This window comes from Pseudoxanthomonas kaohsiungensis, from assembly GCF_010211765.1.
GTDB lineage: Bacteria > Pseudomonadota > Gammaproteobacteria > Xanthomonadales > Xanthomonadaceae > Pseudoxanthomonas > Pseudoxanthomonas kaohsiungensis.
The window spans coordinates 205,477-224,886 of record NZ_PDWO01000002.1 but is presented as its reverse complement, the minus strand read 5'-3'; the positions used below and the strand labels follow the sequence as shown (position 1 = coordinate 224,886).

General features: G+C 72.5%; 10 protein-coding genes. 4 read left to right on the top strand and 6 right to left on the bottom strand.

Annotation, left to right across the window (positions count from 1 at the left end; translation table 11 throughout):
- Positions 1-106 precede the first annotated feature (106 nt).
- Positions 107-1,999: a DUF885 domain-containing protein gene (locus tag CSC66_RS03445; RefSeq protein ID WP_202935585.1), complete on the top strand. Its 1,893-nt coding sequence runs from the start codon at positions 107-109 to the stop codon at positions 1,997-1,999.
- A 663-nt stretch (positions 2,000-2,662) separates the two neighbouring features.
- The gene (locus CSC66_RS03440) at positions 2,663-4,294 is read left to right on the top strand and encodes a family 43 glycosylhydrolase (protein WP_162375987.1); all 1,632 of its coding nucleotides are present in this window, start codon (positions 2,663-2,665) and stop codon (positions 4,292-4,294) included.
- Positions 4,295-4,333: 39 nt separating this feature from the next.
- On the opposite strand, the gene CSC66_RS03435 is transcribed toward CSC66_RS03440, so the two are convergent.
- Positions 4,334-4,558 carry a hypothetical protein gene (locus tag CSC66_RS03435; protein ID WP_162375986.1) on the bottom strand — a complete coding sequence of 75 codons (225 nt, stop codon included), beginning with the start codon at positions 4,556-4,558 and terminating at the stop codon, positions 4,334-4,336.
- Positions 4,559-4,755: 197 nt separating this feature from the next.
- Here CSC66_RS03435 and CSC66_RS03430 point away from each other — a divergent pair, with 197 nt between their 5' ends.
- Positions 4,756-5,802, top strand: coding sequence for an AI-2E family transporter (locus CSC66_RS03430; RefSeq protein WP_162375985.1), 1,047 nt, complete (start codon positions 4,756-4,758; stop codon positions 5,800-5,802).
- 54 nt (positions 5,803-5,856) lie between these two features.
- Here the strand turns inward: CSC66_RS03430 and CSC66_RS03425 are convergent, their stop codons facing one another.
- The gene (locus CSC66_RS03425; RefSeq protein WP_162375984.1) at positions 5,857-7,971 is read right to left on the bottom strand and encodes a M13 family metallopeptidase; all 2,115 of its coding nucleotides are present in this window, start codon (positions 7,969-7,971) and stop codon (positions 5,857-5,859) included.
- A 147-nt stretch (positions 7,972-8,118) separates the two neighbouring features.
- Between CSC66_RS03425 and CSC66_RS03420 the strand changes: the two genes are divergently transcribed.
- On the top strand, positions 8,119-9,315 hold the full coding sequence (locus tag CSC66_RS03420) for a glycosyltransferase (protein ID WP_162375983.1): 1,197 nt from the start codon (positions 8,119-8,121) through the stop codon (positions 9,313-9,315).
- A 5-nt stretch (positions 9,316-9,320) separates the two neighbouring features.
- Here the strand turns inward: CSC66_RS03420 and CSC66_RS03415 are convergent, their stop codons facing one another.
- The 4 genes from CSC66_RS03415 to recC form a co-directional block, all read right to left on the bottom strand.
- On the bottom strand, positions 9,321-9,875 hold the full coding sequence (locus CSC66_RS03415; RefSeq protein WP_162375982.1) for a YdeI/OmpD-associated family protein: 555 nt from the start codon (positions 9,873-9,875) through the stop codon (positions 9,321-9,323).
- A 359-nt stretch (positions 9,876-10,234) separates the two neighbouring features.
- Entirely contained in the window at positions 10,235-12,046 is a 1,812-nt protein-coding gene (gene recD, locus CSC66_RS03410; protein ID WP_162375981.1) for an exodeoxyribonuclease V subunit alpha, read from the bottom strand.
- Positions 12,043-15,777: a UvrD-helicase domain-containing protein gene (locus CSC66_RS03405; RefSeq protein ID WP_162375980.1), complete on the bottom strand. Its 3,735-nt coding sequence runs from the start codon at positions 15,775-15,777 to the stop codon at positions 12,043-12,045. The genes recD and CSC66_RS03405 overlap by 4 nt, the downstream gene beginning before the upstream one ends.
- Positions 15,774-19,208: an exodeoxyribonuclease V subunit gamma gene (recC, locus tag CSC66_RS03400; RefSeq protein WP_162375979.1), complete on the bottom strand. Its 3,435-nt coding sequence runs from the start codon at positions 19,206-19,208 to the stop codon at positions 15,774-15,776. Before recC ends, CSC66_RS03405 begins: the two co-directional genes overlap by 4 nt.
- Positions 19,209-19,410: the final 202 nt, after the last annotated feature.

Below are 19,410 nucleotides of genomic sequence, written 5' to 3'. Positions count from 1 at the left end.
CGGCGCCCGAACGGGCCTTCCCGCGGCCCGGAGCATGACCATCCGCATGGTCCATCGGCGCCGGTTGGGCGCAGAATCGGCTGTCCCACTCACCCGAGAGTCCGCCGTGCGCCCAGCTTCCGCCCTGACCCCCCTGGCCCTTGCCTTGTCGATGGCCTTGTTCCTGCCCGCCTGCTCGAAGCCGGCCGGCGACGCCGGCGCGCCGGCGGCCACCGAAGCGGCCGCGGCCGCCACGCCCGAGCAGATCAAGGCCGAATCCGAACGCCTCAACGCCTGGTTCGACGCCAAGTACGAAGAGCAGCTGCAGTTCAGCCCGATCCAGCTCTCGTTCCAGGGCCGCAAGGAACTGAACGACCAGATCGACGACATGTCCGAGGCCGGGATCCGCAAGCAGCTCGCGTGGCTGGAAGCGTCGGTCAAGGAAATGGAGTCGACCTTCGACTACGCCAGGCTCGATCCGGAAACCCAGCTGTCCTGGGACCTGTGGAAGCGCCAGTACGAAAGCGCGCGCGACGGCATGCCGTTCCTGGCCGACGGCTATCCGTTCGACCAGATGAGCGGCATGCAGAACCTGGTGCCGACCTTCCTGATCAACTTCCACCAGGTCGACGACGAGAAGGACTACCTGGCCTACGTCTCGCGCCTGCAGAAGGTGCCGGTGGTGTTCGACCAGCTGCTCGAGCGCACCCGCGCCTCGACCGCGCAGGGCATCCGTCCGCCGAAGTTCGCCTACGAGGGCGTGCTCGACCAGTCGAAGAAGGTCGTCACCGGCGCGCCGTTCACCGACGGCCCCGACAGCGCGCTGTGGGCCGACGCCCAGGCCAAGGCCGACGCGCTGGCCAAGGACGGCAAGGTCACCGCCGAACGCGCGGCCGAGCTGAAGGAGCTGGCGAAGAAGGCGCTGCTGGAGAACGTGGCGCCGGGCTACGCGCGCGTCATCGCCTTCGCCGAGGAGGAGCTGCCCAAGGCCGCGGTCAACGCCACCGGCGTGGGCACCACCCATCCGAACGGCAAGGCCTACTACGAGTACCAGCTCAAGCAGAACACCACCACCGACATGACCGCCGAGCAGATCCACGAGCTCGGCCTGTCGGAAGTGGCGCGCCTGCGCGGCGAGCTGGAGGCGCTGCAGAAGAAGATGGGCATCGAGGGCGACCTGCAGGCGTTCTTCGAGCACGTGCGCAACGATCCGGCGCGCGTGTATCCCAACACCGACGCCGGCCGCCAGGCCTACATCGACCAGGCCACCGCCGACATCGCCAACATCAAGAAGCACCTGCCAGAGTACTTCGGGCTGATGCCGAAGGCGGACCTGGTGGTCAAGCGCGTGGAGGCGTTCCGCGAGCAGCCCGGCGCGGCGCAGCACTACTATCCGAGCACCCCCGACGGTTCGCGTCCGGGCGTGTACTACGCGCACCTCTCCGACATGAACGCGATGCCGAAGACCGAGCTGGAGGTGATCGCGTACCACGAGGGCCTGCCGGGCCACCACATGCAGATCGCCATCGCCCAGGAACTGACCGGCATCCCGAAGTTCCGCACGCAGTACAACACCACCGCCTACGCGGAGGGCTGGGGCCTGTACTCGGAGTGGCTGGCCAAGGAGATCCCGGACACCTACAAGACCGACTACGCCGAGTACGGCCGGCTGATGTCGGAGATGTGGCGCGCGATCCGCCTGGTGGTGGACACCGGCCTGCATGCCAAGGGCTGGACCGAGCAGCAGGCGATCGATTACTTCACCGCCAACAGTTCGGTGCCGGCGGCGGCGGTCAAGTCCGAGGTGCAGCGCTACCTGGTCAACCCGGGCCAGGCCACCGCCTACAAGATCGGCATGATCAAGATCCAGGACCTGCGCAAGAAGGCCGAGGCCGAGCTGGGCGACAAGTTCGACATCCGCGGCTTCCACGACACCGTGCTGGGCGGCGGTGCGATGCCGCTGGACCTGCTGGAGAAGCGCGTGGACCGCTGGATCGCGGAGAAGAAGGCCGCGGCGTAATCGCTGCTACCCGCGCCGGAAGGATGAAAGGGCAGGCCATTGGCCTGCCCTTTCTCTTTGCGGCGGCTTGGGGTGCGGCTGGCGAAGGAATCTTTGTTCGGAGCTGGCTGCCGACGTGTCGGCTTCGGAGCTGGCGGGTTGGAGCGTCGGCTTCGGAAGGGGCCGCCGTGCCCCGGGGAGAGGGCCCATCCCTCGGGACGACATCCTGTCTTTACTCGGGTCGTGGCACATCCATGTGCCATTTGGGCCCTCTCCCCAGGACACGGCGTCCTCAAGGATCTTCGGGGTCGTGGCTTCGATCGATGGAGTGACTGCGGGAGCAGCGCCTCGCTGTCGCCGTTCCATGACTTCTGCGGAGTGCCCTATCGCTGCGAGCCCCGGGCAACGATCGAAGCCACGCCCTCGACGCGCCGGAAGGACGCCGTCCTGTCGCCATGGGGGTCGAGCGGCACAGGGATGTGCCGCGGTCGCGAGCTGAGGCAGGGACGCCGGCGCGAGCGACGACCCCCGTGGCGGCAGGACGGCGGCCCCGTCCGAAGCCGACGCGCCCTGATTCAAGCAAAGCCAACCGACGTAGCGAGACTCGCGCCATGCCGGCCGGGCATGGCTGGCATGCCGGCTCGACCACGGGCTAGATTCGCCGCGAAAACCAGAGGAAAGCCGATGGCCACGCGCAGGGATCTCTTCAGGACGATGGCCGCCGGCGCGGTGGCCGCACCGCTGGCTGCGCTTTCCGGCGGCAACGCCACGGCCGCTGCGGTCGAATCGTGCGTAACGGCGCCGCCACGCTGGCGCCGTGGCGTGGAAGGCCAGCGCCGCGCCGACCTGGGCGATGGCACCTACCTCAATCCCATCGTCGCCGGCGACCGTCCGGACCCGACCATCCTCAAGGATGGCGACGACTACTACATGACGTTCTCCTCGTTCCGCGACGTGCCCGGGATCGTCCTCTGGCACTCGACCGACCTGGTGAACTGGACGCCGCTGGGCCCGGCCCTGCACCAGTCGCTGGGCGACGTGTGGGCGATGGACCTGTGCAAGCATGGCGATCGCTACTACATCTACCTGCCGGCCAATCCGGGCGACAAGGGCTGGCGGATCTTCGTGATCTGGACCGACGATATCCGCAGCGGCCGCTGGAGCGATCCGGACGACCTGGGCATCGAGCACTGCATCGACCCGGGCCATGTGGTCGGCGAGGACGGCAAGCGCTACCTGTTCGTCAACGGCATCCGCAAGATCCGGCTCACCGACGACGGCCTGGCCACCGACGGCGAACTGGAGATGGCCTACGAGCCGTGGCGCTATCCGGAGGAGTGGATCACCGAGAACTTCGCGCCGGAAGGGCCCAAGCTGTTCTGGCGCGACGGCTGGCTGTACCTGGTCACCGCGGTGGGCGGCACCGCCGGGCCGGTCACCGGGCACATGGTGATCGCCGCGCGTTCGCGTTCGGTGCACGGGCCGTGGGAGCACTGCCCGCACAACCCGCTGGTGCGCACGCTGTCGGTCGACGAGCCGTGGTGGTCGCGCGGCCACGCCACCGTGGTCGACGGGCCGGCGGGCGATGCGTGGATGGTCTACCACGGCTACGAGAACGGCTATCGCACGCTCGGGCGGCAGGTGCTGCTGGAGCCGGTCGAATGGGGCGCCGACGGCTGGTTCCGCGCGAAAGGCGGCGACCTGTCGCGGCCATTGCGCAAGCCGCTGCCCTCGTCCACGCCCAGCGCCGGCACCGCGTTGTCCGACGATTTCTCCAGCGACCGGCTCGGCACGCAGTGGTGCCTGTTCCAGCCGGGCGATGACGGCCTGGCCCGGATCAGCCGCGGTAACGGCGCACTCGCGCTGGCCGGCGCGGGCACCTCGCCGGCGGACAGCGCGCCGCTGCTGTGCACGCTGGTCGATCGCAGCTACGAGCTCGAAGTGACGGTGGACGTGCCCGACGACGGCGAAGGCGGCCTGCTGCTGTTCTACAACCACAAGGCCTTCGTCGGCCTGGGCTTCACCCCGGAATCGGTCAAGACCTTCCAGTACGCCGAGGAGCATCCCTGGGCGCGGGTACCCCGCCAGGGCGATGGCCCGGTCCGCGTGCGGCTGACCAATGACGCGCACGTGCTGACCTGGCATTACTCGTTCGACGGTGGCCGCACCTGGCGCCTGCACGGCACGCGCATGGAAGTGTCGGGCATCCACCACAACGTGTTCGGCGGATTCCTCAGCCTGCGCGCGGGCCTGTACAGCGCCGGCCAGGAAGCGGTGCGCTTCCGCGACTTCCGCTATCGCGCGCTGCCGGACTGACTGTCGCGCGCCGGCGGCGCCGGCGCCGTGCCGGTGTGCTCAGGTCGAAGCGGCGGCCGGGCGTGGCCCACCACCCAGCAGCCGCGCCGGCAGCATCAGCAGCGCGGCCAGGAACGCGAACAGCGCGGTAAAGGTGATGCCGACCAGCCGGAACGGCAGCGACAGCAACCACACCAGCGGCCACAGCACCAGCGCGAGGATGGCGAGCGGCCAGCACAGCACCAGCAGCAGGCACCAGGCGAGCAGGGCGATCAGGGTCTTCATCCATGGCTCCTTGCCGGCGCGGGATGCCGGCGATGCACAGCCTGCGACCATGGACCGGGGACGGCAACGGCGTTGCGACCGGACCACGCAGCCGCCGACGAAGCCGTCCCTGTGCCGATGGAACCGGCGCGCCGCCGGCAGGTGCGCGACCGGTGCGCATGCAACACAATGGCCCCGTCCACCCATGGGCAGCCCGCATGAACGAACGCTTCCGCGCCCTGGTCCGCGCCACCGTGTTCGCGGTGCTGCTCGGCTGGGTGCTGCATGTCGGCCGCGACATCCTGGTGCCGGTCGTGTTCGCGATCCTGGTGGTGTACGTGATCATCGGCGCGGCGCGGCTGGCCGCGCGCCTGCCGGTGGTCGGCGCGAAGCTGCCGGTGCAGGTTCATTACCTGCTGGCCACGGCGTTGATCCTCGGCGCGCTGCTGGTGCTGGGCTGGGTGGCGCTGGACAGCGTCGACCGGCTGGTCGCGCAGGTGCCGCACTACCGCGCGCAGCTGGTGTGGATGGTGCAACAGGGCGCAGGCCTGCTCGGCATCGACTCCGAGCCGAGCTGGCAGGGCATCCGCGACTGGGTGCTGGGCCAGGTCAGCGTGCAGGCACTGGCCGGTTCCACCCTGGCCTGGCTCGGCGCGATGCTCGCCGGATTCACCGTGGTCGGCCTGTACGTGGTGTTCCTGATGCTCGAGCGCCGGCACTTCGACGCCAAGCTCGGCCGGCTGTCCGACGATCCCGGGCGGGTGGCGCGGGTGCGCCGGATCATCGGCGACATCAACGGCCGGATCGGCACCTACCTGGCGCTCAAGACCGCGCTGAGCGTGCTGCTCGGCTTCGCCAGCTGGGTCATCCTGGCCCTGTTCGGGGTGGAGCTGGCGCCGTTCTGGGCGCTGGTCATCGGCCTGCTCAACTACGTGCCCTACATCGGCTCGGTGCTGGGCGTGGTGCTGCCGGTGCTGTTCGCGGTGCTGCAGTTCGGCGACCTCAGGACTGCGCTGCTGCTGGCCGGCGCGCTGTCGGTGGCGCAGTTCCTCAACGGCAACCTGCTCGACCCCTACCTGATGGGCAACTCGCTCAACCTCAGCCCGTTCGTGATCCTGGTCAGCCTGACCGTCTGGACCGCGCTGTGGGGCGTGCCCGGCGCCTTCCTGGCGGTGCCGGTGACCGCGAGCATCGTGATGGTGCTGGCCGAGTTCGACGGCAGCCGCCCGCTCGCGGTGCTGCTCTCGCGCAAGGGCGAGGTCTGAGCCGCGCCGCCACCGGCACGGGGCCGGTGGCGGTGCGCTGCCGCGCGCTGCGGCTTACCAGATCCGCACGCGGTCTTCCGGGGCGATGTACAGCGGATCGCCTTCCTTGATGCCGAACGCGGCGTACCACGCATCGATGTTGCGCAGCGGGGCGAAGGCGCGGATGTGGCCCGGCGAATGGGTGCCGTTGACCAGCTGCTGGCGCAGCGCGTCGTCGCGCCACAGGGTGCGCCATACCTGCGCCCAGCCCAGGAACAGGCGCTGCTCGCCGCTGAAGCCGTCGATCACCGGCGCCGGCTTGCCGCCGAGCGAGCGGCGGTAGGCCTCCAGGGCGATGGTCAGGCCACCGAGGTCGCCGATGTTCTCGCCCATCGCGGTGCGGCCGTTGATGTGCATGCCCGGCAGCTGCGGGAACGCATAGGCCTCGTACTGCGCGCCCAGCCTGGCGGCCTGCGCCTCGAACTTGGCCGCGTCGTCGGCCGTCCACCAGTCGCGCAGCATGCCGGCGCCGTCGGACTTGCGGCCCTGGTCGTCGAAGCCGTGGATGATCTCGTGGCCGATCACCCCGCCGATGGCGCCGTAGTTCACTGCCGGATCGGCATCGGGATCGAAGAACGGCGGCTGCAGGATCGCGGCCGGGAACACGATCTCGTTCTTGACCGAGTTGTAGTAGGCGTTGACCGTCTGCGGGGTCATGCCCCATTCGGCCTTGTCGACCGGCTGGCCCAGGCGGGCGCGGCGGTAGTCCCACTCGAACGCGCGCGAGCGCAGCGCATTGCCGACCACGTCGCCGTTGGCCACCTGCAGGCCGCTGTAATCGCGCCACTGCTCCGGATGGCCGATCTTCAAGCCGAAGCCGGCCAGCTTCGCGCGCGCCTCGGCCTTGGTCGCCGGGCTCATCCACTCCAGCGTCTCCAGGCGCGCGCCCATGGCCGCCTTCACGTTGGCCACCAGCCCGTCCATCTTGGCCTTGGCGTCGGCCGGGAAATACAGCGCCACGTATTCGCGGCCGACCGCCTCGCCGAGGCTGGCTTCGACCAGGGCCACGCCGCGCTTCCAGCGCTCGCGCTGCTCGAGCTGGCCGGACAGGAACTTGTCGCGGAACTCGAAGTGGGCGTTGGCGAACGCGCTGGACAGCAGCGGCGCGGCCCCGTCGATCGCATGGAAGGCCTGCCAGGCCTGCAGGGTGGCCACGTCGGTCCCGGCGAAGATCTTCGCCAGCTTCGGGATCGCGGTGGACTGGCGCACCACCGCGCGATCGCCATGGTCGACGCCGGCGGCGGCGAAGTAGGTCGCCCAAGGGAATCCCGGCGCGTAGGCCGCGAACGCGTCGAACGCCACCGGGTTGTAGGTCTTGTCGCGGTCGCGGCTCTCGGCGCGGGTCCAGTGCGCCTGGGCGATGCGCGTCTCCAGCGCCAGCACCGCCTCGGCGCTGCCCTTCGGGTCGGTCCAGCCACCCAGCTCGAGCATCTGCGCGATGTACGCCAGGTAGCGCTCGCGCTGCGGCGCGAAGGTGTCGCGCAGGTACATCTCGCGGTCGCCCAGGCCCAGGCCGGACTGGTTCATGTACAGGGTGTAGCGGTCCGGGTCGCGCTGGTCGTCGGACACGCCCAGGCCGAACAGGGTGACGTTGAAGGTGTCGCGCGCGCCCATCAGCGCGGTCAGTTCGGCGTGGGTGTCCGCCTGGCGGATGCGCGCCAGCGCCGGCTGCAGCGGCGCGGCGCCGAGCTGCTCGATCGCCGCCTCGTCCATGAAGCCGCGGTAGACCGCCGCGATCTTCGCGCCATCGCCGCCGGTGGCCGGGTCGCCCGGCGCATGGCCCTCCACCAGCGCGCGCACGCGCGCCTCGGACAGGTCGCGCAGCACCCGGAACGAACCGTAGCTGGACTGGTCGGCCGGGATCGGGGTGTTCTTCGCCCAGTTGCCATTGGCGAAGCCGAAGAAATCGGCGCCCGGCGAGGCCGTCCGGTCCATGCCGGCCGTATCGATGCCCCAGGTTCCGTAGCGGGTGGCGGCGGTGGTGTCACCGCCGCCGCTGTCGCCTGCGCCCTCGTACAGCCAGTGCTGGGTGCAGGCCACGTCGGCGCATTCGTCGGTGTCGTGGGCCGTGGCCGGCGCGGCGAGGCCGAGGGCCAGCAGGGTGGCGGCGGTCAGCAGGGTCTTCTTCAACGGGATCTCCGGGTCGCGGCGGTCATGCCAGTCGGCCCGTCAGGTTAGTTGCAGGCGAGACCGGGCACGGGTGCCGGAAGTCGGGGGTGGGCGTGCTGGCAGCGGTATCCCACGCGCCCGCCACGCGCGGCCACCTACCATGGGCCGATGCGACTGCTGATCCTCACCTACGGCACCGAAGGCGACACCCGCCCGTTGGCCGCGCTGGGCCATGCCCTGTCCCGGGCCGGACATGGGGTCCACCTGCTCGCCGATGTGTCCACGCTGGATGGCGTGCGGTCGCTGGGCCTGCCGTGCAGCGCGCTGGCCGGCGACATCCGCGGCACGCTGGCCGCCGAGGGCGCGATGAAGCGCATTACCGCCAACCTGGGCCGGCTGGCGATCGCGCACACCGGCGATTGGATGCGCCAGGCACTGGAGGCCGGCCGCGGCTGCGACGCGGTGATCGTCTCCGGCCTGACCGCATTCGTCGGCCTGTCGGTGGCCGAAGCGCTGCGGGTGCAGGCGATCGGCGCGATGCTGATCCCGGTCTCGCCGACCTCGGCCTTCGCCTCGCCGTTCCTGCCGTTCACCCCGCCGCGGCTGTTCAACCAAGCCAGCCACGCGCTGTTCGGGCATGCCTCGTGGCGGCTGTTCCGGGACGCCACCAACCGCGCCCGTGCCGAGGCCGGATTGCCGCCGCGGCGCTCGCTTTGGATCGGCCACCCGATGCTGTACGGCGTCTCGCCGACGCTGGTGCCGCCGCCGCGCGACTGGCCCGGCAACGCGCACCTCACCGGGCAGTGGATTCCGCCAACGGCCGGCTGGGCGCCGCCATCCGGCCTGCAGGCCTTCCTGGCGGCCGGCGAGGCGCCGGTCTACGTCGGCTTCGGCAGCATGGCCGGCTTCGACGACGCGCGCCTGCAGGACGCGGTGGTGCGCGCGGTCGGCGGCCGCCGCGCGCTGTTCAATCCCGGGTGGAGCGGGATGGATCCTGCGCGGCTGCCGGCGAACTTCCATCCCGTCGGCCATGTCCCGCACGAATGGCTGCTGCCGCGCTGCGCGATGGCGATCCACCATGGCGGTTCCGGCACCACCCATTCGGCGGCGCGCGCCGGCATTCCCTCGGTGGTCGTGCCGTTCGCCGGTGACCAGTTCTTCTGGGGTGCGCGCCTGCGCGCGGCCGGGATCATGGACCGGCCGCTGTCCGGCAGTTCAATCACCGCCTCGCGCCTGGCGCGGGCGGTGGACTTCGCCAGCCGCCCGCAGGTCCGTGCACGGGCGGCGGAGCTGGGTGGACGCATGGCGCTGGAGGATGGCTGCGCGAGCGCCGTGGCGCTGGTGGAGCGCTACGCACGCGCTTGAGGGTGCTACCGCGCCGGCTCCGGCGCGCGAAGGGATTTGCTGTACATGCCGGAGCGGTCGAAGCAGCACGCCCGGCGCTGGCCCTTCGCCAGCTTGTCGCAGGCCACCTCGATGCGCCTGGTCCGCGTCTCCGCCTTCTTGCCCGAAGTCACCCACTGGATCCAGTCGCGCCGCGCCACGGCGGTGATGTCGCCCCAGGTCTCCTTCGCGGCCGGATCGGCGGCCAGCGCCTTGCGCAGGTCGTCCGGCACTTCGGGCTCGGGTTCCTTCGCCATCGGCGCCATCTCCACCGCGACCGTGTCGCCGGCCGCCACGCCCGCGGCCCCGGCCAGCGCCGGTTCCACCTTCAGCCAGTGGCTGCCCTCGCCGTCGGGTTCGAGCGTGGCCTGGAACGGCTGCCCGCCGAGCTTGCCCTCGACCGACACCTGGCTGCGCGTGGGCAGCCTGGCGCTGGTAGCCGGCGCCAGGACGAAGAACATCCAGTCCGCGCCGGCCGGCTCGGCCGGGCGCAGCAACCTGGCCTTGAAGCGGAGCGGGACGGACGTGGCGGTCTTGGGCATGGAGCGGAGTATAGGCGCGCCACTTGGTGCACCCGGTCAACGCGCCGGCTTACCAGTGCACGCGGTATTGCACGCGGCCGCATCTGCAGCGCATGCCGCCGTCATGGGTCGGTTTGCGGTAGCGGTGCAGGCCGATCAGGCAGAACAGGTAACGCATGCGATCCCTCCGGGTAGCTCCCCAGGCGTGACTCAGAAGGTGGTTGGGCGGGACCGGGCAGGATGCCGGCGCGATGGCGGTCGGGCTCCCCAGCCCATCCGCGCCACCGCCATCACCACGATTCCCGGCATCACAACGCGAACCCGAGATCCGTGAAATCGGTCACGCTTTGTTGCGCGATAGCGCGGCGGCGCGTGTGCGGTCAGTCCTGCTGCTGCAGCCGCCAGCCCAGCCCGGAATGACGGCTGGCGTGGCGGGCCAGGGCGGCCTCGAGGATCGATGCGCTGGCGGCCAGGTGCAGCTCGCGGCGGGCCCGGGTCAGGCCGGTATAGACCAGCTCGCGCGACAGCACGCGGTTGGGTCGCGCCGGCAGCAGCAGCCAGACCGTGTCGAATTCCGAGCCCTGCGCCTTGTGCACGGTCATCGCGAACGCGCTCTCGTGCGCGGGCAGCGCGGCCGGGTGGAACGCGCGCGGGTGTGCCGGGTCCGCGCCGGGGAACCAGGCGACCGGCACGCCGCGCGGGTCGGACAGGCACACGCCGATGTCGCCGTTGAACAGGCCATGGCGGTAGCTGTTCTCGGTGACCAGCAGCAGGCGGCCATGGAAGTGCCCGCCGGAAGGGCCGCGGCCGCGCGCGCCGGCCACGCCGGTGCCGGCCAGCAGTGCTTCGATCCGCGCGTTGAGCGTGCGCGCGCCCTGCGGGCCGTCGCGCACGGCGGTGAGCAGGCGCATGCGGCCGGCCTCGGCCAGCGCCTGCGCCGGATCGGTGGCCTGGGCCAGCGCGCGCCAGTGCGCGAGCAGCGGTTCGCGCTGCGCCTGCAAGGGGTCGAGCGCGTTCTCGTGGAAGTGCACGCCGGCCAGGTCGCCGCCGCGCAGCAGCGACAGCGCGGCAGGCGCGTCGCCGTCGCGCACCGCGGCAGCGAGCGGGGCCAGCCGCAGCGAGGCGTCCTGGCGATAGCCACGGACCAGGTGCACGTGCGCGGCGGGGAACGCCGGCGTCGCCGCGTCGGCGGCGTGCAGGATGCCGGCCAGCACGTCGCCGGCCTCCACCGACGGCAACTGGTCGGGGTCGCCCAGCAGCACCAGGCGTGCACCGTCGGCGACCGCGTCGGCGAGCTTGGCCATCAGCGGCAGGTCGATCATCGAGGCCTCGTCGACCACCACCACGTCGAACGGCAGCGGATGGTCGGCGTCGTGGCGGAAGCGCGGCGAATCCGGGATCGCACCGAGCAGGCGGTGCAGGGTGGTGCCGGTCGCCGGCAGCGCCTCGCACAGGGCGCGCTCGATGCCGGCGGCGGCGAGCTGCTGCACGGCGCCGCGCACGCTCCCGGCCATGCGCTCGGCGGCGCGGCCGGTGGGTGCGGCCAGGGCGATGCGCGGCGCCGGGCGCCCGGCTTCGCGCGCCTGCGCGGCCAGCAGCACGAGCAGGCGGGTGATGGTGGTGGTCTTGCCGGTACCCGGTCCGCCGGTGACCAGCAGCAGCGGATGGTGCAGTGCCGTTTCGGCGGCGCGGGCCTGCTGGTCTTCGCCGGCATCGGCACTCGCATTGGCGTGCGGGAACAGCGCCGCCAGCAATGGCGCCAGCGCGGCGCGGTCCCCGACCGGCAACGGCTGCGCGGCGATCCGCCGCAGCCGCCCCGCGAGCTGGCGTTCGTACTCGCGGTAGCGGCGCAGGTAGAGCAGGCTGCCACCGTCGTCGAACCGCTCGAACACCAGCGGCGCGTCGGCCGCCGATCCGGCCAGCGCCGCATCCGGTGCGGCGACCCAGCGCGAAGCCTGCAGCTCCGCGATCCATTCGTCCGCGTCGGGCCAGGGCAGCGATGCCTCGACCAGCGCCCGCGGCCGCGCCGGATCGAATCCGGCATGGCCCTGGGCCACCGCCAGCGATGCCAGCGCGGCGCCGGCGAGCACCAGGTCGGGGGTCTGCGGATCGAGCCGGCGCAGGGCCAGCGCGAGCGCATCGTCCAGCGCGCGCAACACGCCGGCCTGCTGGAGATCGCGAAACAGGCTCATGCGGCCACCCCGGACGCCGGCAGGCCGAACAGGGCGTCGAGCGCATGCACCAGCTCCGGGGCGAAGCGCTGCGCGTGCAGGCCCGGTCCGCCTGCGCCGCCGCGCGCGGCATCCACGCCCCGGCAGAACAGGTAGCGGATGCCGCCGAAATCGCGCGCGTAGTCGTAGCCATCGCCGAGGCGGAAGCGCAGCCAGCGGTGCAGGGCCAGGGTGTAGATCAGCGCCTGCAGGTCGTACTCGCTGTGCGCCATCGCCGCCTCCAGGCTGGGCGCGTCGTAGCGCGGCAGGCGGTTGGACTTGTAGTCGAGCACGTACCAGCGGCCGTCGTGGCGGTAGGTCAGGTCGACCAGGCCGGTCATCAGCCCTTCCAGCCGCTGGCGCAGGCCGAAGCCCTGGCGCGCGGCGACCACGCCATGCGCGTGCAGCAGGCGCAGCAGCGCCTCGACCCGGGTCGGCTGCAGTGCGAACTGGAATTCGATCTCCGCGCGGCGCTCGCCGGCGGGCACGTCGCACAGGCGCACGCCCTCGGGCAGGACCACCGTCAGGCTGTGGCCGATCAGCGTGGCGGTCAGGGCGATGCCGTCGCCGAGCTCGGCGGCCGCGTAACCGCCGTCCTCCAGCGCCGCGGCAATCACCGCGTGTTCGCCGGCGGGCGCGGCGTCGCCAGGGCGCCAGTCGCGCCAGGCGGCGAAGTCCGCGTGCTCGAACGCCGCGTGCAGGGCCACGCCGTAGCGGTTGCCGGCGAAGCGCGGATCGGATGGCGCCCCCCCTGCGTCGTCGGCGCCGGGATCGGCCCCTGCGGCGGTGGCGTCGAGTGGCACCGGCTCATCGTTGCCGCCGGCCGCGGGCAGCGTGGCCGCGCTGGACCGGTCGCCGCCAGCATCGGCGTGCGCCAGCTGGGTGAAGCTGTACACCCACCAGTCGTGCGACAGCGCGCGGGTGGCGATGCGCGCGGGTGGCACGGCCGCTTCGGATTCCGGAGGCAGGCGCGGCAGCGACGGCGGTGGCGACCGGTCGACCTGCACGCCCTCGATGCCGGCCAGCGCGTCCAGGTCGGCGAGCATGGCGTGCAGCGGACTGTCCCTGTGCTGGTAGAACGCGCCGGTCGCCAGCCACAGCGCGTGCTCGGCGCGGGTCAGGCCGACATAGAGCAGGCGCGCGTCCTCGGCGCGCTGCTCCTGCTTCCAGGCCTTCTCCGCCTCCGGCCACGCCGCTTCGGGCAGGTCCAGGCGCCAGTGCAGGCGCCGGCCGTTGCCATCGTCATGGACCACGCACTTGCGACCGGCGCTGCGCTCCTTGCCGCCGATGCCGGCGAAGGGCAGGAACACCAGCGGGTACTCCAGGCCCTTGCTCTTGTGCAGGGTCACGATCTGCACGCGGCGCGCGTCCGATTCCAGCCGCAGCAACTGGCTCTCGTCGTCCGGGTCGGCGGTGGCGATGCGGCGGCCGAGCCAGTCGACCAGGCCCTGCAGGCCGAGCGTGCGCACCTGCGCTTCCTGCAGTGCTTCGGCCAGTTGCAGATAGTTGCTGAGCCGGCGTTCGCCGTCGAGCAGGCCCAGCAGGCGCCCGGCCTGCGCTGCGGCCAGATCGCCTACCAGCGCCAGCGGGCCGCCGCGCAGGAGGCGTTCGCGCCAGGCCAGCGCCTGGTGCTGCCAGTGGCGATGGGCGTCGGCATCATGTTCGAGCGCATCGATTCCGGCTGCATCGACGCCGACCAGCACGGTCGACAACGCGGCGCGCAGGCGCGCGTCGTCGGCCGCGTGCAACAACGCCAGCAGCAGGGCATGCAGCTCGCGCGCCTCTGCCGTGGCGAACAGGCTCTGCTTGCCGGCCGCGACGGCGGGAATGCCGGCGTCGGCCAGCGCGCGCTGGATGCGACCGGCGTCCGCATGGCTGCGCACCAGCACGGCGATGTCGCCCGGGCGCACCGGGCGCGCCTCGCCCTTGTCGAGCAGCGTGGCGGTGCCGTCGCGGCCCTCGCGCAGCACGCGGTGGATCGCCGCGACGCAGGCGTCGGTGGCCTTCTGCCGCGAATCACCGGCGCTCCACGGCTTGACCTTGCCCTTGTCGTCCACCGGCGGATCGGCGGCGCGCCACACGGTCAGCGCCGGTGCGGCGGTGCCGCCACGCTGGAAGTCGGCATCGGCGCGTTTGCCACCGGGCTCGACGCGATGGAAGGCGATGCGGCCATCGACGAAGGCCTGCCCGCCGGCCTGCCGGTACAGCGCATCGATCGCGGCCAGCAGCGACGGCCGCGAGCGGAAGTTGTGCGCCAGCACCGGTGCCGGCGCGGCCACTGCGCAGGCCTCCAGGTAGGTGTGCACGTCGCCGCCCCGGAAACCGTAGATCGCCTGCTTGGGGTCGCCGATGAGGGCGAGGAAGCGCGCTTGCGAATCGCTGCTTCGCGCGCGACCGGGCGCCAGCGGGCCATGCCCGCCGGCCGGATCAGCCGGTTCGCGACCCCGCTCCGGAGAACCCGCGCCGAACACCCGCTCGAAGATCCGCCATTGGCGCGCGTCGGTGTCCTGGAATTCGTCGACCAAGGCGATCCGGTACTGCTCGCGCAAGCGCCGGACCAGTTGGTCGCCCTGCGGCCCGTCCAGCGCGTCGGCCACGCCATCGATCAGGTCGTCGTAGGTCTGCACGCGCCGGGTGCGCTTGAGCGCGGCGATGCGCAGGCGCGCGTCGTCACGCAGGCGGTGCAGCAACGCGGCTCGACGCAGCGCCAGGTAGCGCGCCTGTGCCTGCCCGGCCTCCAGGTAGGCGGTGATCAGTGCGCATAGCGGGGAAGCCGGTGTCTGCGCCTCCTTGCCCTTGTTGGTTTTGGCCGACAGCGCTTCGGCCGTGAGGCGCGCGATGCGCTCGTCCAGCGGGGCGGCGGGATCGCCCGCAACGCACCAGCCGGCCCAGGCCTGCCACAGCGCGTCGATCCAATCGGCGCGGTAACTGTTGCCGTTGAGCACCTTGGCTTCGACCGCCGCCAGCATCGCGGCGCGGAAGTCGTCGCCATGGGCGCGGAAGCCGGCGACCAATGCCTGGCCAGCCACCTCCAGCATCGGCGCCGGATCCGGCGGCAACGGCAATGCCGGCGGCAGCAGGACCGGCTCGCGCAGCAGCGCAGGGAGGTCGGCAGCCAACGCTTGCGGGCCTTCTTTCCACAGCGCGGCCAGGTCGTCGACGGCAGCCGCATCCATCGCATGCGCGCGCCACAGGTCGGCGGCCACTTCCTCGCGCAGGTCGCGGTCGTTGGCCAGCAGCCCGGGCGGATCGAAGCCCTGTCCGCTTTCCAGCGCATGCTCGCGCAGCACCCGCGTGCAGAAGCCGTGGATGGTGAAGATCGCGGCCAGGTCGATGTCGTCCACCGCACGGCGCAGGCGCATCCGCACTGCGTCGACCGGTTCGCCGCTGCGCTGGCGGTGCGCGTCGAGCAGCGCGCGGGTGAGCGCGAACTCCGGGGATTCATCGTCGGCCGGGGTGGTGCCGGCCAGGTCCAGCGCCAGCTGGAGGCGTTCGCGGATGCGCTTGCGCAGCTCCTGCGTGGCCGCCTCGGTGAAGGTCACGGCCAGTATCTGGGCCAGGCGCAGGTCGCGCTCGACCACCAGCCGGGTGACCAGGGTGGCCAGGGTGAAGGTCTTGCCGGTACCGGCCGAGGCCTCGATCAGGCGCACGCCATCCAGCGGCAGGGCCAGCCAGGGGTCGTGCGAGGCATCGTGCGCAGGCGCGTGGCTCATGCCGCGTCCTCCGCGTCCTCGTCGCCAGGCAGGTCGAGCCCGTCGACCTCGCCATCCTCGACCACCCCGCCCGTCACCGCGGCGAAGATCGAACGCGACAGCGCGGCGAACTCCTGCAGCGTCGGCGCGTCGGCAAACGGATCGCGGCCACGCAAGGCCAGCCGCAGCGCCTCGCTGTCGCCCTCGGCCCACGAACGCGTGCTGCCACGCCACTTCTTTGCCGCCTCGCGCACGCCGCGAGCGGTGTCGGCTTCGCGATAGAACGCCCAGCCGCTGTGCGGCGCGAATGGCAGCGGCCGGTGCAGGCCTTCCGCACGCAGCGCCAGCAAGTGGCGCAGCGCGGCGATCGCCGCCTCGCGACCGAGGGCCTGGCGCGGATACACGCCGATGCCCTCATCGCCGTCATGGATGTCGACGAAGGGCAGCTCCACACCCGCGGCCTGCGCCAACAGCCAGTCCAGCCCGTGGCGGATCGCCGAGGGCCCGTTCGGCTTGCCGAAGCGCAGCCGTGCCAGGCCCTGCGGCCAGGCATCGTCGAGCCGGCCCTGCAGGCGCACGCCATCGATCGGCACTTCCAGCGCCGGCAGCGCCGTCGGCAACGCATCTCCGCGCCACTGGGCGAAACGCGTGGCATAGGGCCGGATTTCGTCCAGCACGCCGGCCAGCGCCCGCCGTCCCAGCGGACCGGACGGCAACAGGCCGCGCGCGCGCAGCACCGGGTAGATCGCCTCGGCATCCGCGCCGTGCAGCAGCGCCTCGAACACCGCGCGCTGCAACTGCGCGCGCTCCAGCCCGCGACCGGGCGCCTGTAACGGCTCGACGTCCTCGGCCTCCTCTTCCACCTCCGGCAGGCGCAGCGCCAGGCGCTGGCGCAGGAACTGCCCGGCCGGGTCGACCAGGAACCGGCGCAGCGCATCCAGCGGCAACGCCCCCTCGTCCGGTTCGACCGGCGCGAGCGCGGCCCCGGCATCGATCCACGGCGCCAGCGGCGCGCGTGCGCCGGCCAGGCGATGGGCGGCGGCGTTCCAGTGCCCACGATAGCTGAAGAGGCGCGGATCCCGCTGTCCGTCGATATCGGCCGCGCCGAACGCCGCCGGCGCGAACGGCTGCAGCGGATGCCGCACCACCAGCGCGCGTGCGGCCGCGGCCGGATCGGCGTGGTGCGCGCCGGCGGCGGCGAGCAGTTCGCCGACCAGCGCCGACGGCTCGCGCGCGCTGCCGTCGCGCGGGTCGGCGCCGAGCCAGCTGACGTAGAACACGTCCTGCGCGGAGGAGAACAGCTGCAGGAACAGGTAGCGGTCGTCGTCGCGGGTGGAGCGGTCGCCATGCCGGCGCTGCGCCGTACCCAGCTCGGCGGTGAGCCGGTTGAGGCCGGCGGCCGGGTCGCGCCGCGGGAAATCGCTCTCGTCCATGCCGAGCAGGCAGATCACCCGGAACGGCAGCAACCGCATCGGCACCATCCGCGCGAAGCTGACCCCGCCGGTGAGCAGCGGCGCGCGGGTGTCGGCCTCGGCCAGCGCCGCGCCGAAGTACGCGCGCACCACCTCGACCGGGATGGGCTGCTCGACCCCGGCGCGCGCGGCGTCGCCGGCGAACGCGTTGACCAGGCGGCGCAGCCGCTCCAGCGCGCGCTCGCCGCCGGGCGTGGCCGGTGGCCGCGGCAGCAGCGCGTCGAGCAGGCCAAGCAGGCGTTCGCGCCACTGCGCCGGCGGCATCGCCTCGGCGAACAGGCGCTGGTGCCGGGCCAGCACGCGCAGCAGGCGCAACAGGGTATCCAGCGCGTCGAGCGCGCTGCCTTCCAGTTCCGGCCAGGGGGCCACGCCGCCGATGGAGGCTTCGCTGCCGCTGGCATGGCCCAGCAGCAGCCGGTCGAGCGCGAACTGCCAGGTGTAGGCGTCGTCGGCCGGCGCGCCCAGGCGCGCGCGGTGCGTCGCGTCCAGGCCCCAGCGCGCGCCGGTGGCGCGGAGCCAGCCATGCAGGCGCTCGAAGGCGGCGGCGTCGAGCCCGGCGGCGGCGGCCAGCGGCGGGCTGGCGAGCAGGTCCAGGGTTTCGCCGAGGCCGAAGCGCGACACCGGCAGGTCGAGCAGGCGCAGGAACACCTCGGCCAGCGGCTCGCCGGCCAGCGGGCTGGCGTCGGCCATCGCCCACGGGATCGGATCGTCCTGGCCGTGGCCGCCGAACACCGCATCCAGGTAGGGCACGTACGGGTCGATGTCCGGCGCCAGCACCGCGATCTCGCGTGGCTGCAGCGGCGGATCGAAGCGCGGATCCTCCAGCAGCGCGCGCAGGCGGTCGTGCAGCACCTGCAGTTCGCGCAGCCGGGTATGGCAGGCGTGGGCCTGCAGGCTGGGATCGTCGCGGTCCAGCTGCGGCCGCGGCGGGCCGGCGGGCGCGGCGCGGCGGTGGAACAGGTCCGCCTGCAGGCGATGCAGGAGGCTGTCGCGCAGGCCGCCCTCGGCGCGGGTCGGGCCGGCGGCGAGTTCCGGGTCGACCCAGGCCTCGATCTCGCCGGACGGATGCACCACCTCGTAGCTGCCGAGCAGGGCCATGAAATCGCGCCCGGCCGCGCCCCAGGCGCGCAGCAGCGGGTTCTCGCCCGGGTCCTCGCCGGCCAGCCAGGCCGGCGGCGCCTGCGGGTCGGCGCGCAGGCGCGCGCCCAGCGCCTGCAGGTCACCCCAGTAGGCCCGGGTCGGCGTGGGCAGGTAGAAGTGCAGGGTGCCGACCCGGGCCTGGGTCGCCATCACCCGCAGCACGTCGGGCGAGACATTGAGCGTGGCGAAGGCGAACAGGCGCGGCGGCAGCCCGGCCGGCAGCGCGCCGCCCCCGTCGCGCCCGCCGAACCGCGCCAGGTAATCCTGGATCCGGCGCGCGCGGTGGGCGCGGCCGGCGGCGACCTCGCGCCAGAGCACGGCCTGCGGATCGTCCGGGTCGGCGCCGGCCTCCCAGCGCAGCAGCCAGTCGCGGCGCCAGGCCTGGTATTTCTCGAACACCGCGGCCAGTTCGCCGGCCAGTGCCCAGGCCTTGCCCGGGTCGTGCCCGCCACGATCGCCGCCGCCCAGGTGCTCGCGCAGCGCGCGCAGGGCTGGGCGGCCGATCACGCCGGCCTCGCCCAGCGCCGCGTAGAGCCGCCACTGCAGCACCGCCGCGTCCAGCTCCGCGTCCGGCGTCGAGGCCGGGTCGGGGTTGGCCGCCAGCGCCCGGGCGACGAATTCACCGGGAGTGAGGAACTCCAGGTTCGCGGCCACGCCGTGGCGGGCGGCCAGGGTGGCCTGCAGCCAGCGGCGCATCGCCACCTGCGGAATCAGGACCGTGTCCGGGGCCAGTGCAGGCTGGCCCGGCGCCGGCGTGCGCAGCGCCTCGGCCAGCAGGTCGGCCAGCACGTCCAGCGCATTGGAGCAGTAGAGGCGGAAGTCGCCGGCGGTCCCCGTCATCGCGGCATGATGCCTGAGCCCGGTCTCGTCCTCCGAGACGCCGCTGCGCCACCTCGAGGGCGGCCGCGCGGCCGCCACGACGCAGCATCCCAACTTCCCGCACGGTCGCTGGCCGGGAGCCTGTGCGATTATTGGACGCGTCGGTTCGCTTTTTGTTCAGTCGAACCACCCGAAGCTGGATCGTTGTTTTTCCGTAAAGCCC

Excerpts from the sequence above, each read along its gene's own strand:
- CSC66_RS03440 (WP_162375987.1), top strand. The coding sequence starts at position 2,663 with ATGGCCACGCGCAGGGATCTCTTCAGGACGATGGCCGCCGGCGCGGTG.
- CSC66_RS03435 (WP_162375986.1), bottom strand. The coding sequence starts at position 4,558 with ATGAAGACCCTGATCGCCCTGCTCGCCTGGTGCCTGCTGCTGGTGCTG.
- CSC66_RS03430 (WP_162375985.1), top strand. The coding sequence starts at position 4,756 with ATGAACGAACGCTTCCGCGCCCTGGTCCGCGCCACCGTGTTCGCGGTG.
- CSC66_RS03420 (WP_162375983.1), top strand. The coding sequence starts at position 8,119 with ATGCGACTGCTGATCCTCACCTACGGCACCGAAGGCGACACCCGCCCG.
- CSC66_RS03415 (WP_162375982.1), bottom strand. The coding sequence starts at position 9,875 with ATGCCCAAGACCGCCACGTCCGTCCCGCTCCGCTTCAAGGCCAGGTTG.
- recD (WP_162375981.1), bottom strand. The coding sequence starts at position 12,046 with ATGAGCCTGTTTCGCGATCTCCAGCAGGCCGGCGTGTTGCGCGCGCTG.
- CSC66_RS03405 (WP_162375980.1), bottom strand. The coding sequence starts at position 15,777 with ATGAGCCACGCGCCTGCGCACGATGCCTCGCACGACCCCTGGCTGGCC.
- recC (WP_162375979.1), bottom strand. The coding sequence starts at position 19,208 with ATGACGGGGACCGCCGGCGACTTCCGCCTCTACTGCTCCAATGCGCTG.